Annotated in this window: 9 protein-coding genes and 1 pseudogene; 1 reads left to right on the forward strand and 9 read right to left on the reverse strand. The window is 73.1% G+C overall.

The genetic code is table 11. The annotated features are described in order from the left end of the window. Positions 1-53: 53 nt before the first annotated feature. From OG867_RS03945 to OG867_RS03980, 8 genes and pseudogenes are all read right to left on the reverse strand, one after another. Positions 54-248: pseudogene (locus tag OG867_RS03945) on the reverse strand (aldo/keto reductase); the annotation flags it as partial. Next, positions 245-4,084 carry an ABC transporter ATP-binding protein gene (locus tag OG867_RS03950; protein ID WP_406282781.1) on the reverse strand — a complete coding sequence of 1,280 codons (3,840 nt, stop codon included), beginning with the start codon at positions 4,082-4,084 and terminating at the stop codon, positions 245-247. The pseudogene OG867_RS03945 and the gene OG867_RS03950, both read right to left, overlap by 4 nt. Beyond that, complete coding sequence (locus OG867_RS03955; protein WP_406282784.1) at positions 4,081-5,466, reverse strand: LLM class flavin-dependent oxidoreductase; 1,386 nt, start codon at positions 5,464-5,466, stop codon at positions 4,081-4,083. Before OG867_RS03955 ends, OG867_RS03950 begins: the two co-directional genes overlap by 4 nt. Beyond that, positions 5,450-6,247, reverse strand: a complete 798-nt coding sequence (locus OG867_RS03960) for an ABC transporter ATP-binding protein (RefSeq protein ID WP_406282787.1) — start codon at positions 6,245-6,247, stop codon at positions 5,450-5,452. The genes OG867_RS03955 and OG867_RS03960 overlap by 17 nt, the downstream gene beginning before the upstream one ends. Beyond that, positions 6,223-7,092 (reverse strand): ABC transporter permease, encoded by an 870-nt coding sequence (locus OG867_RS03965; protein WP_406282790.1) that lies wholly within the window; start codon positions 7,090-7,092, stop codon positions 6,223-6,225. The genes OG867_RS03960 and OG867_RS03965 overlap by 25 nt, the downstream gene beginning before the upstream one ends. Next, positions 7,089-8,156, reverse strand: coding sequence for an ABC transporter substrate-binding protein (locus OG867_RS03970; RefSeq protein WP_406282793.1), 1,068 nt, complete (start codon positions 8,154-8,156; stop codon positions 7,089-7,091). The genes OG867_RS03965 and OG867_RS03970 overlap by 4 nt, the downstream gene beginning before the upstream one ends. Before the next feature lie 20 nt (positions 8,157-8,176). Next, positions 8,177-8,701, reverse strand: coding sequence for a flavin reductase family protein (locus tag OG867_RS03975; RefSeq protein ID WP_328903164.1), 525 nt, complete (start codon positions 8,699-8,701; stop codon positions 8,177-8,179). A 331-nt stretch (positions 8,702-9,032) separates the two neighbouring features. Beyond that, on the reverse strand, positions 9,033-10,301 hold the full coding sequence (locus tag OG867_RS03980) for an ROK family protein (RefSeq protein WP_406282796.1): 1,269 nt from the start codon (positions 10,299-10,301) through the stop codon (positions 9,033-9,035). A 332-nt stretch (positions 10,302-10,633) separates the two neighbouring features. Between OG867_RS03980 and OG867_RS03985 the strand changes: the two genes are divergently transcribed. Beyond that, positions 10,634-13,102: an endonuclease/exonuclease/phosphatase family protein gene (locus OG867_RS03985; RefSeq protein WP_406282799.1), complete on the forward strand. Its 2,469-nt coding sequence runs from the start codon at positions 10,634-10,636 to the stop codon at positions 13,100-13,102. Positions 13,103-13,123: 21 nt separating this feature from the next. Here OG867_RS03985 and OG867_RS03990 read toward each other — a convergent pair whose 3' ends face one another. Beyond that, positions 13,124-14,047 carry an alpha/beta fold hydrolase gene (locus OG867_RS03990; protein ID WP_406282802.1) on the reverse strand — a complete coding sequence of 308 codons (924 nt, stop codon included), beginning with the start codon at positions 14,045-14,047 and terminating at the stop codon, positions 13,124-13,126. Positions 14,048-14,050: the final 3 nt, after the last annotated feature.

The following is a 14,050-nucleotide window of genomic DNA, read 5'->3' on the forward strand; positions in this document are numbered from 1 at the left end:
CGCGCGGCGCGGCTGGAGTCCGGCTGACCGGCTCCCTGGCGGTAACGGCCGGAGAGGATGGTCGCGGACTCCCCGGCCGAGTGGACGTCGGCGGTGTCCACGGAGTTGATGCCGGAGTCCAGGGCGTGGTGGATGATCCGGACGCTGTCGGCGTGGTCGGGGTTGCCGCGGGCGCCGAACATCATGGTGCCCAGGCACAGCGGGCTGACCTTCACTCCGGTGCGGCCGAAATCGCGGTACTGCGTCATCGTGCGTTCTCCTTGACGAGTTCACTGACATTCAGGTGGTCGACGGCCGCGCCGGGGCCGGTCTCCCGGAAGGCGTCCCACAGCCGCCGGTAGGGCCCCCGGGCGGCGAGCAGTTCGGTGTGGGTGCCGGTCTCGACCACGGTTCCCGCGTCGAGCACCACCACCCGGTCCGCCCGGGCCGCCGTGGTCAGCCGGTGGGCGACGACGACGGTCGTACGGCGACGGGCCAGTACCTCCGTGGCCGCGGCGACCCGGCGCTCGGTGGCCAGGTCCAGCGAGGCGGTCGCCTCGTCGAGCAGCAGCACGTCGGGGTCGACCAGTTCGGCCCGGGCCAGGGCGAGGAGCTGGCGCTGTCCGGCGGAGAGGTTGCGGCCCCGCTCCCCCACCGGGGTGAGGTAGCCGAGCCGCAGCCCGGCGACCATCTCGTGCGCGCCGACCGCCCGGGCCGCCCGCTCCACCTCGGCGTCCGTGGCGTCGGGCCGCCCGTAGGCGATGGCGTCGCGGACGGTGCCGCTGAACAGGTGCGCCTCCTGCGGGACCACGCCGAGCCTGCGCCGGAAGGCGGTCAGGTCCAGGTCGCGCAGATCGTGCCCGTCCACCCGGACCGCGCCCGCCGAGGGGTCGTAGAACCGGGCGAGGAGCTTGACCACGGTGGACTTGCCCGCGCCCGTGGCGCCGACGAGCGCGACGGTCTCGCCCGGTTCGATGCGCAGGTTCACCCCGTGCAGGACCTGCTGACCGCCGCCACCCGCGTACCCGAAGGACACCGCGTCGAACTCGACCTCGCCGCGCAGGGCGGGCACCGGGCGGGGGCGCTCGGCGGGCGGGGTGCCGGTGGGGGTGTTCATCAGGGCGCGGAGGCGGCCGAGGCCGACGACCGCCTGCTGGTAGCCGTCGAAGACCTGCGAGAGCTGCTGGATCGGCGAGAAGAACAGCTCCACGTACAGCAGGAACGCGATCAGGGTGCCGGCGCTCAGCTCGCCCGAGCGGACCTGCGCCGCGCCCGCGGTGAGCACGGCCGCCGAGCAGAGCGTGCCGAGGAACTCCACGAACGGGAAGAAGGTGCCCATGTACCGCTGGGCGCGCAGCCGGGAGTCGCGGAAGGCGCGGGCCAGTACGGCGAAGTCGGCGGCGTTGCGCTGCTCGCGGCGGAACGCCTGGGTGACGCGGATCGCGGTGACGTTCTCCTGGAGGCAGGCGTTGACGGCGCTGATCCGCTCCCGGGCCTCGCGGTAGGCGGGGACCGAGCAGTGGCGGAAGACGGCGGTGGCCGCGATGAGCAGCGGGAGCGCGGCGAGCAGGACGAGGGCCAGTTCCGCGTCGATCACCAGGAGAGCGACCAGCACTCCGGAGACCGTGAGCAGGCTGACCACGGCGGTGATCAGGCCGGTCTGCAGGAAGTTCGACAGGGCGTCCACGTCGGTGGTCATCCGGGTCATGATCCGGCCGCCGAGTTCGCGCTCGTAGTAGTCGAGGCCGAGGCGCTGGAGCTGGGCGAACGTCTTCACGCGGAGGGTGTAGAGGAGGCGTTCGCCGGTGCGCCCGGTGGTGCGTACCTGGGCCACGCCGATCAGCCAGTTCGCGGCCACCACAAGACCGGCGGCCGCCGCGGCGGCGAGCAGGACGTGTCCGGCCTGGTGGGCGACGCCGCGGTCCACGCCGTACCGGACGAGGACCGGCACGGTGATCTGGGCGCCCGCGTCGAGCGCGACGAGCAGCAGACCGAGGAGGAGCGGCAGCCGGAAGGGCCTGAGCAGGGCGCCGAGACCGAAGCGGGCGTCGGCGGCGACGGCCTGTCCGGTGGGCACCTCCGGGTCGGCGGCGGGCAGCGGCAGGCGGGCCAGGCCGGCGAGGAGTTCGGGGCTGGGCGGGGCCGAGCCGAGCACCCCGCCGCCGGGGCCGGCGCGTCCGGGCCCGGAGGTGGCGGCGGCTTCGGCGAGCGCCTGGGCGGCCCGGACCGCGGTGCCCTCCACCTGTTCGTCCTCGTCCTCCTCGGGGCGCAGCCACAGGTGCGGGGTGGGGCAGCCGGGGTCGGGTGCGAGGGGGGCGTCCGGGCGGTCGTCGTCGCGGTCGTCGCTGGCCAGGAGAGCGCGGAACAGGGCGGATCTGCCCCGCAGTTCGTCGGGCGTCCCGGTGTCCGCGACGCGGCCGCCGTCGAGGATCGCGACGCGGTCCGCGAGCTCCAGCGTGGAACGGCGGTGGGCGATGATCAGGGTGGTGCGGCGGCGCTCGTCCGCGCGCAGCCGGTGGTGGATCTCGGCCTCCACCCGGGCGTCGATGGCGGAGGTGGCGTCGTCCAGGACGAGCACGGCGGGGTCGCCGACGAGGGCCCGGGCGAGGGCCATCCGCTGGCGCTGGCCGCCGGACAGGGTGAGGCCCTGTTCGCCGACGAGGGTGTCGTAGCCCTGCGGAAGCCGTTCGATGAACTCGTCGGCGCGGGCGATGCGGGCGGCCGCGCGCACCTGTTCGTCGGTGGCGTCCGGCATCCCGTACGCGATGTTGGCGCGCACGGTGTCCGAGAGGAGCAGGCTCTCCTCGAAGACGTAGCCGATCCGGGAGCGCAGCGAGGCGAGGGTGAGGTCGCGGACGTCGGTGCCTCCGGCCCGTACCGCGCCGGAGGGCACGTCGTAGAAGCGGGGCAGCAGGGCGGCGGCGGTGGACTTGCCGGAGCCGGCCGGGCCGATCAGGGCCAGGGTCTCGCCGGGGCGGATGTCCAGGGTGAAGCCGTCCAGGAGCGGGGCGCTGTCGCCGTATCCGAAGGTGACGTCGTCCCAGGAGAGGGCCGGGGGCGCGTCGGGCAGTTCGCGGGCGTGCGAGGCGTCGGTGATGACAGGGGCCTCGTCCACGACCTCCAGGACGCGTTCGGCGCCGGCCCGCGCCTGCTGCCAGACCGTGAGCAGGGTGGCGACCTGGCGTACGGGGGTGACGAAGGAGCCCAGGTAGGTGGTGAACGCGAGGAACGTGCCGAGGGAGATCCGGCCGTGCAGGGCCATCCAGCCGCCGAGCGCCAGCACGGCGACCTGGCCGAGGGCCGGGACCGCCTGGAGGGCGGGGTTGTAGCGGCTGGTGAAGCGGACGACGCGCAGTCGGGAGGCGAACAGCTGGCGGGCGCGCCGTTCGAGGCCGGTGAGCTCGCGCTGCTCCTGACCGAAGCCCTTCACGACGCGGACGCCGGTGACGGTCGCCTCGACGGTGGAGGCGACCTCGGCGGCCTCCTGCTGGGCGTGCCAGTTGGCGGGGAACAGGTCGCGGCGGCTGCGCAGCGCGATCAGCCAGAGCAGCGGGCCGACGACGAGCGCCACGACGGTCAGCAGCGGCGAAAGGAACGCCATGACGGCCAGCGAGAACAGGAACATCAGGGCGTTGCCCGTGAGGTTGGGCAGGAACTGCAGCAGGGTCTGGATGAGGGTGATGTCGGAGATGGACCGGCTCACCACCTGCCCGGTGCGCAGGTCGTCCTGCTGGGCGCCGCCGAGCCGGAGCAGCGCGGCGAACGCGTCGTTGCGCAGGTCGTACTGGACCCCCAGGGAGAGCCGTCCCGAGCGGTAGCGGCGGGTGAAGCTCGCGCCGAACCGGAGCGCGCCGAGTGCGGCGAGCAGCCCGGTCCAGGGGACGAGCGAGGCGGTGGTGCCGGCCGCCACCCCGTCCACCACGTGCCGCAGCACGAGGGGCAGGGCGGCGGTGGCGACGGCGGCGGTCACGGCGGCGCCGAAGGCCATGAGGAGATCGGTGCGGTGGCGCAGGCAGTAGCCCAGCAGCCGCCGCGCCCAGCCGGGCGGCGGCCGCCGGGCCGTGCCCCCGCCCGGACCGGCCCCCGGGTGCGGACAGTCGGTCACCGGGCCTCCGCCAGACCGATGCCGTACTCGCCGGCGCCGCGGACGACCTGGTCGAAGAGGCGGTTGGCGGGGCGGGGCAGTCCGTAGTGGCCGCGCAGGGTGCTCGCGGTGTACTCGGTGCGGAACAGGCCGCGCTCCTGGAGGATCGGCACCACCCGGTCCACGAAGACCTCAAGGCCGGACGGGAGGACGGCGGGCATGATGTTGAAGCCGTCGGCGGCCCCGCTGTCGTACCAGTGCTCGATCGTGTCCGCGACCTGCTCGGCGGTCCCGGCGAAGGTGCGGTGGCCGCGTCCGCCGCCGAGCCGCCCGATGAGCTGACGTACGGTCAGCTTTTCGCGCCTGGCCAGCTCCACGATGAGGGTGTAGCGGCTCTTGGCGCCCTCGATGTCGTCCTCGGTGGGGATGTCCTCGGGGAGTTCCGCGTCCAGGTCGAGGTCCTCGGGGGCGATCCTCAGCCGCTTGGCGAGCTGGAGCTTGGCGTACTCGGGGACGATGAGGCTCTCCAGCTCGGCGTCGAGGGCCAGCGCCTCGGCCTCGGTGTCCCCGATGACGGGGACGATGCCGGGAAGGATCTTGATGCCGTCCGGGTTGCGGCCGAGGGCGGTGGTGCGCTCCTTGACGTCCTTGTAGAAGGCGATGCCCTCCTCCAGGGTCTGCTGGGCGGTGAACACCGCCTCCGCGTACCGGGCGGCGAAGTCCTTGCCGTCCTCGCTGGAACCGGCCTGCACGAGCAACGGATAACCCTGCGGGGGGCGTTGTACGTTGAGCGGCCCGTCGACCCGGAAGAACTCGCCCCGGTGATCGATCTGCCGGACCCGTTCGGCCAGGGCGTGCACCCCGCGCTCCTTGTCGGCGATCACCGCGTCGTCGGCCCAGCTGTCCCAGAGCTTGGTGGACACCTCCACGAACTCCCCGGCGCGCCGGTAGCGGTCGCGGTGCAGCGGGGTGTCGTCCAGGCCGAAGTTGCGGGCCGCGTCGGCGCCCGCGGTGGTGACGATGTTCCAGCCGGCCCGGCCACCCGAGACATGGTCGAGTGAGGCGAACCTGCGGGCCAGGTTGTACGGCTCGTTATAGCTGGTCGACGCGGTGGCGATGAGGCCGATGTGGCGGGTGGCCCCGGCGAGCGCGGTGAGCAGGACGGTGGGTTCCAGCTTGGCGGCGGGGCGGCGGCCGGGGTCGCCCATCAGTACGGGGCTGTCGGCGAGGAACAGCGAGTCGAGCCGACCGCGTTCGGCGATCCGGGCGAGGTTCTTGTAGTGCTCGATGTCGGAGTTGGCCTCGGCCGGGCTCTCGGGCAGCCGCCAGGACGCCTCGTGGTGGCCTGTGGACATGAGGAAGGCGTTGAGGTGGAGCTGCTTGCGCTCAGGCGTGCGGGTCATGGGAGTCCTTCTTCGCTTCGGTACGGGGCTGGGGCTGGGCGACCCCGAGGGCGGTGAGCAGGGTGTCGCGGTGTTCCTGGAAGCGCGGGTCGCGGCGGGAGCGCGGGGTCGGCAGGTCGACGGTGAGGTCGACGGAGATCCGGCCGTCCTCCAGGACCAGGACGCGGTCGGCGAGTTCGACGGCCTCGTCCACGTCGTGAGTGACCAGGAGCACCGCGGGGCGGTGGCGTTCGTAGAGCTCGCGGAGCAGGTCGTGCATCTTGATCCGGGTGAGCGCGTCCAGGGCGCCGAACGGCTCGTCCGCGAGGAGGAGTTCGGGTTCGCGGACCAGGGCGCGGGCGAGGGCGGCGCGCTGCTGTTCGCCGCCGGACAGCTCGTGCGGCCAGGAGCGGTCGCGGCCCTCCAGGCCGACCTCCGCCAGGGCGGTGAGGCCGCGTTCCCGGGCGCCGGAGCCGCGCAGGCCGAGGGTGACGTTGTCGATGAGCCGGAGCCAGGGCAGCAGCCGGGAGTCCTGGAAGGAGAGCGAGACCCGGTCGGGGACGGTGAGTTCGCCGGAGCCCTCGACGGTGTGGTCGAGGCGTGCGACGGCGCGCAGCAGGGTGGACTTGCCGCAGCCGCTGCGCCCGAGCAGTGCGGTGAACTCGCCGGGGGCGACGGTGAGGTCGAGTTCCTTGAGGATGTCGCGGTCGCCGAAGCGGCGGACCAGTTTCCGGGTGCGGATGGCGGGGTGCGCGAGGGCCGTCGCGCCGGGGGCGGTCAGCCCGCCAGGGTGCGTCGCCATGACAGGACCTTCCTCTCCACGGCGCGTACCGCCGCGTCCGACGCGAAGCCGAAGATCCCGTAGGCCGCCAGGCCCACGATGATCACGTCGGACTGGGCGTACTGCTGGGCCTGGAACATCATGTAACCGATGCCGCTGGTGGCGTTGATCTGCTCGACCACGATCAGCCCGAGCCAGGACGCGGTGACGCCGAGGCGCAGCCCGACGAAGAAGCCGGGCAGCGAGCCGGGGACGACGACCTTGCGGATGAACTGCGCGCGGCTCAGGTCGAGTCCTTCGGCGAGTTCGACGTAGCGGCTGTCGATGCCGGTGAGCGAGGCGTACGTGTTGATGTACATGTTCACCGCGACGCCGAGCGCGATGACGGTGACCTTCATCTGCTCGCCGATGCCGAGCCAGAGGATCAGCAGCGGGAGCATGGCCAGGGAGGGGATGGCCCGCTTGATCTGGAGCGGTCCGTCGAGGAGGTATTCGCCGGTCCGGCTCAGTCCGGCGGCGACGGCGAGGAGGACCCCGGCGCTCACCCCGAAGAAGAGGCCGAGCCCGGCGCGCTGGAGGGAGATGAGGACGTTGTCCTGCAGCCGGCCGCCGGCGACGAGGTCCGAGGCGGTGGAGAGCACCGTGCCGGGGCCGGAGAGTATCCGGGGGTCGAGATAGCCGGTGGCGGAGGCGGCCCACCACAGGGCGATGACCAGGACCGGGCCGATGAGCCGCCCGAAGGGGACGGCCCGGCCGGGGCCAAGCCGTCTGCGGGTCTTCCGTACGGGGGCGGGTGCGGCGGCCTTCACCGGCGGCGCGACCGGTGGTGCGGCGGGGCGGGTGGTGTGGGTCAGCAGCTCGGTCATGACTTCTCCCGGTACTCGGCGGGTACGGCTTGGGCCGCCAGCGCCTCGAAGCGGCGGTCGAACAGCTCGGTGGCGTCCTGCTCCGGTACGAATCCGCCTGCGGCGAGCAGGTCGGCGGTCTCCTGCTCCCAGGCGATGGCCGCGTCCCAGGAGGCCGGGAAGAGCGGCTTGTTGAGCGAGGCGACGATGCGCTTGCCGTCCTCCCGGGAGACGCCCTGGTCCTTGACGTAGTACGTGTCGATCCACTCGTCGGTGTTCTCCCACGCCCAGACCTGGCCCCGGGCCCACAGCGGGATGAAGCTGCGGACGGCGGCCGCCTTGGCCCGGTCGTTCAGCACCTCGTTGGGCGCCCAGAGCACCGAGAGCAGGTCCACGACGTCGGTCGTCACGCCGCGTGCCCCGTCCTTGCCGTACTGGGTGAGGTACTTGGTGAGGGTGGGTTCGCCCAGCGGGGCGACGTCCACCTGCTCGGACTGGAGGGCGGTGAGGAACTGGGTGCTGGGCAGGGCGACCAGCTCCACGTCCTTGTGGGAGATGCCCGCCTGCTTCAGGGCCCGCAGCACGACGACGCCCTGGGCCTGCCCCTGGGAGAACCCGATCTTCTTGCCCCGGAAGTCGTCCACGGTCCGGATGACGGAGCCGGGTGCGGTGGCGAAGACGTACGAGGGGTTGTTCCGCACCTGCACGGCGACGATCTTCGCGCCGACGTCGATGGCGTGGGCCTGGATCGGCGGAATTCCGGCATTGACGGCCAGGTCGATGGAATGGGCGCGGAATCCCTGGATGATATCGGGGCCCGCGTTCAGGTTGGGCCATTGCGAAACGGTGAAGGGAAGGTCCTTCTCCAGTCCGGCGGGGCCGAGTTGAAGCCGGGTGGAACGCACGGCGACGGAGAGTTTCGTGCCGGGTGGCGGCGCTCCGGACGGCAGTCTTCCGGCCGGTTCGGCGCTCGCGGCGGATTGCGTCCGCGGCGAGCAGGCGGCGAGCGTGCCGATGAGGGCGGTGCCGCCGAGGGCGAGGAACGAGCGGCGGCCGAGGACCGGCGATGTGCGGTGGCGTGGCATGGGAAGAGGTCCTGATCCGGTCAGAGGGAGAGGTAGGAGCCGTCGTGGAAGAGCAGCGGGGCGCGGCCCTCGTCGAGCTGGGCGTCCACCACCCGGGCGATGACGACGCGGTGGTCACCGGCCGGCACGATCTGCTCGGTCTCCACCCGCAGATGGCCGGCCACCCCGTCGAGCAGGGGCTCGCCGCCTGGCAGGCGGTGCCAGCGGGTGGGGGCGGCGAAGCGGTCGATGCCGCTGGTGGCGAAGGTGGCGGCCAGGGGCTGCTGGTCGGCGCCGAGGAAGTGCACGACGGCCGTACGGGCGTGCTCGAAGTGCGGCCACGACGAGGTGGTGGTCCCTATGCCGAACGAGATCAGCGGCGGGGTCAGCGAGAGCGAGGTGAGCGAGGTCGCGGTGAAGCCGACCGGGCCGCGGCCGGAGTCGGTGGTGATGACGACGACCCCGGCGGGGTAGCGGCGGAACGCCTGCCGGAAGCGGTCCGGGGCGATCCCCGCCGGGGCGGGGGCGGCGGCCTGAGCCGCGTACGAGGGCACAGTGACGGTCAACGTGTCTCCCGAAGGTGAAAAGCCGAAAAGGGCAGCACGAAAAGGCAGCAGGAATTGCACGAAGGCGTGCATACGCACGGCGAGACGCGCGGACGCGCGGAGCGTTCGCCGGATATCAGCGGGTGTTTACCGGAGGCCCGGACAGCGGCCGCGACAAGAACGCGGCGCGGCGGGCGCGGACGAGCGGAAGCGCGGCGTCATCGAGGACGCTTTCGCTGAATTCCGCTGTCGGCTGGTCATGAATCCATCATCCCGTCGGCGTTCGCGGCCGGTCAACAATGCAACTGACTGAATTAAGTCGGATTACGGAAGAGGCGCGGCGGGTCCGGTATCAGGACACCGCGGGCAGCGCCGGCCACGGCCCCAGCGGGTCCGTGTACAGGGAGCCGAGGGCCGCCGCCCCGCCCGCCACGGCCAGGACCGATCCGGTGAAGCTGCTCGGCACCACGGCCCGCTCGGGGTCGTCGCACACCACCGACCGCGCGGCCACCTCCGCCCGCAGTCCGGCCAGGCACTCCGGCATCCGCCCGGCCCCCGGCTCGACCACGACCAGGACCTCCGGGTCGAACATGTCGAGGAGCAGGGCCGCCGCCCGCCCCACCAGCCGGGCCCGCCGGAGGAACAGCGCCACCGCCACCGCGTCCCCGGCGAGCGCCCGGTCCAGCAGCTCCGGGAAGGATCCGGTCACCAGCCCCTGGGCGGCGGCGCGCCGCACCATGGCCCGCTCGGAGACCTCCGACTGGAGGCAGCCGGACCGTCCGCAGGAGCACGGCTCCGCACCGCCCGATCCCCCGGCGCCCAGGGGCAGATGGGCGACGCTGCCCGCGCCGGAACGCGGTCCCCGGTGCAGGGCGCCCTCGGTGGCGAAGGCGGCGTCCACGACCGCGCCGACGAAGAGCAGGACGGTGCTGGCCCGCGTCGATTCCTGGCCGAACAGCTGCTCGGCCCGGGCCAGGGCTCGGGAGTGGCTGTCCACATGGACGGGCAGCCCGGTCGCGGCGGCGAGCAGATCGCGGGCCGGGACGTCGTGCCAGCCGAGCTGCGGGTGCGCCACGATGACCCCGTCGACCGGGTCGACGCGGTGGCCGGTGGCCAGGCCGAGGGCGAGGACGGTCCGCCCGCCGGCGTGCGCGGCCACCAACGAGGGCAGGCGGTCGGCGAGTTGGGCGAGGAGGCGGTGGGGTTCGGTGGTGCCGTGGGGCCGCCGGTCCTCGGCGACGATCCGGCCGCGCAGGTCCATCAGCGAGAGGGTGGAGTGGGCGACGGCGATGTGGGCCCCGGCCACCAGATAGCTCCCGGTGTCGATCTCGACGGGGATGTGCGGCCGGCCGAGCCCCTTGGGACCGGCGGTCTCGGCGGCCTCCCGGACCAGTCCGCGGGCGAGCAGCCGGCCGACGTGCCCGCTGACGGAGGCGGGCGAGAGGCCGGTGAGGCGGGCGACCGTGGACCGGGCGACCGGCCCGTGGTCCAGGATCGCGCCGAGGACGGAGCCGGTGCCGGTCGGGCGGCGGCCCGGCACCGGGGCCGGTATGTCGGCGCGGCGCAGCGGGGTGGTGCGGGTCTCGTGGGAGCGGCGGACGGGGGCGGAGAGACTCTTCACCGTGTCTTCCAGACCTCGGGGGCGGCGATGGGCGCGGTGTCGGCGCGGCACGGGCCGGGGCGCGGAGGGCGCGGGCGCGGTGCCTCAGGCGCGGTGACACACGGCGGAGCACACCCTCTTGAGGTCGATGTGACCCCGCGTGGTGAGGTGTGCGGATCGCTGCATGCCGCGCAACGTAGCCGGACCGGCTCAACCCGGTCAAACCATCGCCGCATCCTGGACAGCTCCGTACGTCACCGAACGTTTTCCGGAATTCACCCCTGATGCCTTGTCATCGCCTGTTCTACGCGCATAGCTTGTGCTCCCTCACCACACTCTGAGGGGCCTTCTCCGTGCGCATATCCACCACCCGATCCGCCCTGCTGGCCGGCGCGGTAGCCGTGACGCTCTCGGCGACCGCGCTGCCCGCCGCCTTCGCGGCCCCGTCCGCGACCGCCGTGATCTCCGAGGTGTACGGGGGTGGCGGGAACTCCGGTGCGACGCTGACCCGCGACTTCATCGAGCTGGCCAACGCCGGCTCGGCCGCGTACGGCCTCGACGGGCTCAGCGTCCGGTACCTGCCGGGTGCCCCGTCGGCGGGCTCGCTGTGGCAGGTGTCCGCGCTGACCGGTTCCGTCGCGCCGGGCGGCCGCTATCTCGTCGCGGAGGCGGCGGGCACCGGCGGCACGGTGGCCCTGCCCACCCCGGACGCCACGGGCACCGTCGCGATGTCCGCCACGGCCGGCACCGTGGCGCTGGTCTCCGGGACGGCCCCGCTGACCTGCAAGACGGCCGCCGACTGCGCCGCCGACACCCGGATCGTGGACCTGGTCGGCTACGGCACCGCGGTCGTCCGGGAGGGCAGCGGACCGGCCAAGGGCACCTCGGCCACGGCTTCCGTGGCGCGGGCGGCCTCGCTGGCGGACACCGACGACAACGCCGCCGACCTCGCCGCGGCGACCCCCTCCCCCGTCAACGCGGCCGGTGGGACCTCGGGCGGCGGCGAGGACCCGGGCGACCCGGGCAACCCCACCGAGCCCGGCACCGTGCGGATCCACGACATCCAGGGCACCACCCGGGTCTCCCCGCTGGACGGCAAGCCGGTCACCGGGGTCCCCGGCGTCGTCACGGCGGTCCGCACCTCGGGTTCGCGCGGTTTCTGGATCCAGGACACCACCCCGGACGCCGACCCGCGCACCGGCGAGGGCGTGTTCGTCTACACCGGCTCCGCCGCCCCGGCCGTCCAGGTGGGCGATTCCGTGCTGGTCAGCGGCACCGTGGACGAGTACTACCCGTCGTCCACCACCCAGTCGGTCACCGAGATCACCGCCCCGAAGTTCACGGTCGTCTCCTCCGGCAACGCGCTGCCCGCGCCGGTGGTGCTGGACGCGAAGGCGGTGCCGTCGACGTACGTGCCCTCGGCCGGGGGCGGCTCGATCGACGCACTGCCCCTGGAGCCGTCGACGTACGCGCTGGACCTGTACGAGTCCCTGGAGGGCACCCGGGTCCAGATCGCCGACACCCGCGTGACCGGCGCGACGACCGCGTACCACGAGGTCTGGGTGACGGTCGAGCCGAAGCAGAACCCGACCCGGCGCGGCGGCACGCTCTACGCCTCGTACACCGACCAGAACACCGGCCGGATCAAGGTCATTTCGCTGGACCCGGCCGCGCCGGTGCCGACCGCGAACGTGGGTGACGTGCTCGCCGGAACCACCTCGGGCGTCCTGGACTACGACTCGTACGGCGGCTACAACCTCCAGGCCACCGCGCTCGGCAAGGTCACCGACCACCACCTGAAGCGCGAGGTCACGCGCAAGCAGAAGGGCAAGGAGCTCGCGGTCGCCACGTACAACGTGGAGAACCTCGACGCGCTGGACGACCAGGCGAAGTTCGACACGCTGGCCGAGGGCGTCGCGGTCAACCTCTCCTCGCCCGACATCGTGTCGCTGGAGGAGATCCAGGACGACAACGGCGCGCTCAACGACGGCACGGTGGGCTCCGAGGCCACGCTGAAACGGTTCACGGACGCGATCGTCGCGGCGGGCGGCCCGCGCTACTCCTGGCGCTATGTCGCCCCGCAGGACGGGAAGGACGGCGGCGAGCCCGGCGGAAACATCCGCAACGTCTTCCTCTTCAACCCGAAGCGGGTCGACTTCGTGGACCGTCCGGGCGGCGACGCGACGACCCCGGTCGCGGCCGTGAAGACGAGGAAGGGCGTCACGCTGTCGGTGTCGCCGGGCCGGATCGCGCCCGAGAGCGCGGCCTGGGACGACAGCCGCAAGCCGCTGGTCGGCGAGTTCCGCTTCCACGGGAAGTCCGTCTTCGTCGTCGGCAACCACTTCGCGTCGAAGGGCGGCGACCAGCCGCTGCACGGGCGCTACCAGGAGCCGGTGCGCAGCTCGGAGACCAAGCGGGTGCAGCAGGCGAAGGAGGTCAACACCTTCGTCAAGTCGCTGCTCACGGCGGACAAGTCGGCGCGGGTCGTGGTCCTCGGCGACCTCAACGACTTCGCCTTCTCACCCACCGTGGGCGCGCTGACCGACGGCAAGGTCCTCAAGCCGCTGATCACCACGCTGCCGAAGAACGAGCAGTACAGCTATGTGTACGAGGGCAACTCGCAGACCCTCGACCACATCCTGACCAGCCCGGGCGTGCGCCGCTTCGACTACGACGTGGTGCACATCAACGCGGAGTTCGCCGACCAGGCGAGCGACCACGACCCGCAGATCGTCCGCGTCGACGTGAACGCCCCGGAGCACGGGAACGGGCACGGCGGCCACGGTCACGGTCACGGCGGCGGGCACCACGGGCACCACTGATCCGGCCCGCGGGCGGGCGGTTCAGCCGCCCGCCCGCGGCACCACCGCGTCCACCGCCGCCTCCGCACGCGGGCGCGGCAGCGGGGCGACCGGCCGCAGCGCGGGGGCGGGTTCCAGCGGCCGGTCGGTCAGGAAGCGGGCCACCAGGTCCGCCACGTCGTCGGGGCGTTCCAGGACGACCCAGTGGTCCGACTCGCCGATGGTCAGGAAGCGGCTGCCCTCGATCGTCGCCGCGAAGGCCCGCTGGCGCTCCGGCGAGGTGACGGTGTCGTGCTCGCCCGCGAAGACGAGCGCCGGGACCCCGGTCAGCCCGCCGGAGAAGTCCGGGCGGTGCTCCAGGGACCGGCGCAGTGAGCGCTCCGCGTGCGGGGAGTGCGTGAGGGCGTGCACGAAGGAACGGCGGACATAGCGCAGGGCCAGCTCCCGCCTATGGACCGGCCGTTCGGGGTCCAGGCACATCAGCGCCTCGGCGGTCAGGGCGGCGAGCCCTTCCGCGTCCCCGGCCTCCAGCCGTCCGACGGCCCGGCTCCAGCCGTCGCGCTGGGCGTCGCCGAGATGCGACGGTACGCCGCCGAGGACCAGGCGGGCGATCCGGCCGGGGTCGCGCCGGGCGCAGCCGAAGGCGATGGACGTGCCGTAGGAGAAGCCGAAGAGATTGACCCGGTCGGCGCCCAGGTCGTCCATGACGCCGGTGACGGCGGCGCACAGGAGGCTGTCGCCGGTGCCGGGCGGCAGCGGGTCGGCGCCGCCCATGCCGGGCAGGTCGAGGGTGATCACGGAGGCGTGCGGGCCGAGGTGCTCGTCCATCTGCGGCCAGCCGTGGATGCCCTGGAGGGCGCCGCCGAGAACAACGACCGGTTCGGTGCGGGGCGCGGGCTGCGGCAGGACGCGGTAGCGGTAGCGCAGCCCGTCGACGGCGAGGGTGCGGATGATCTCTTCGGTCATGAG

It is taken from the genome of Streptomyces sp. NBC_00209 (genome assembly GCF_045206345.1).
GTDB lineage: Bacteria > Actinomycetota > Actinomycetes > Streptomycetales > Streptomycetaceae > Streptomyces.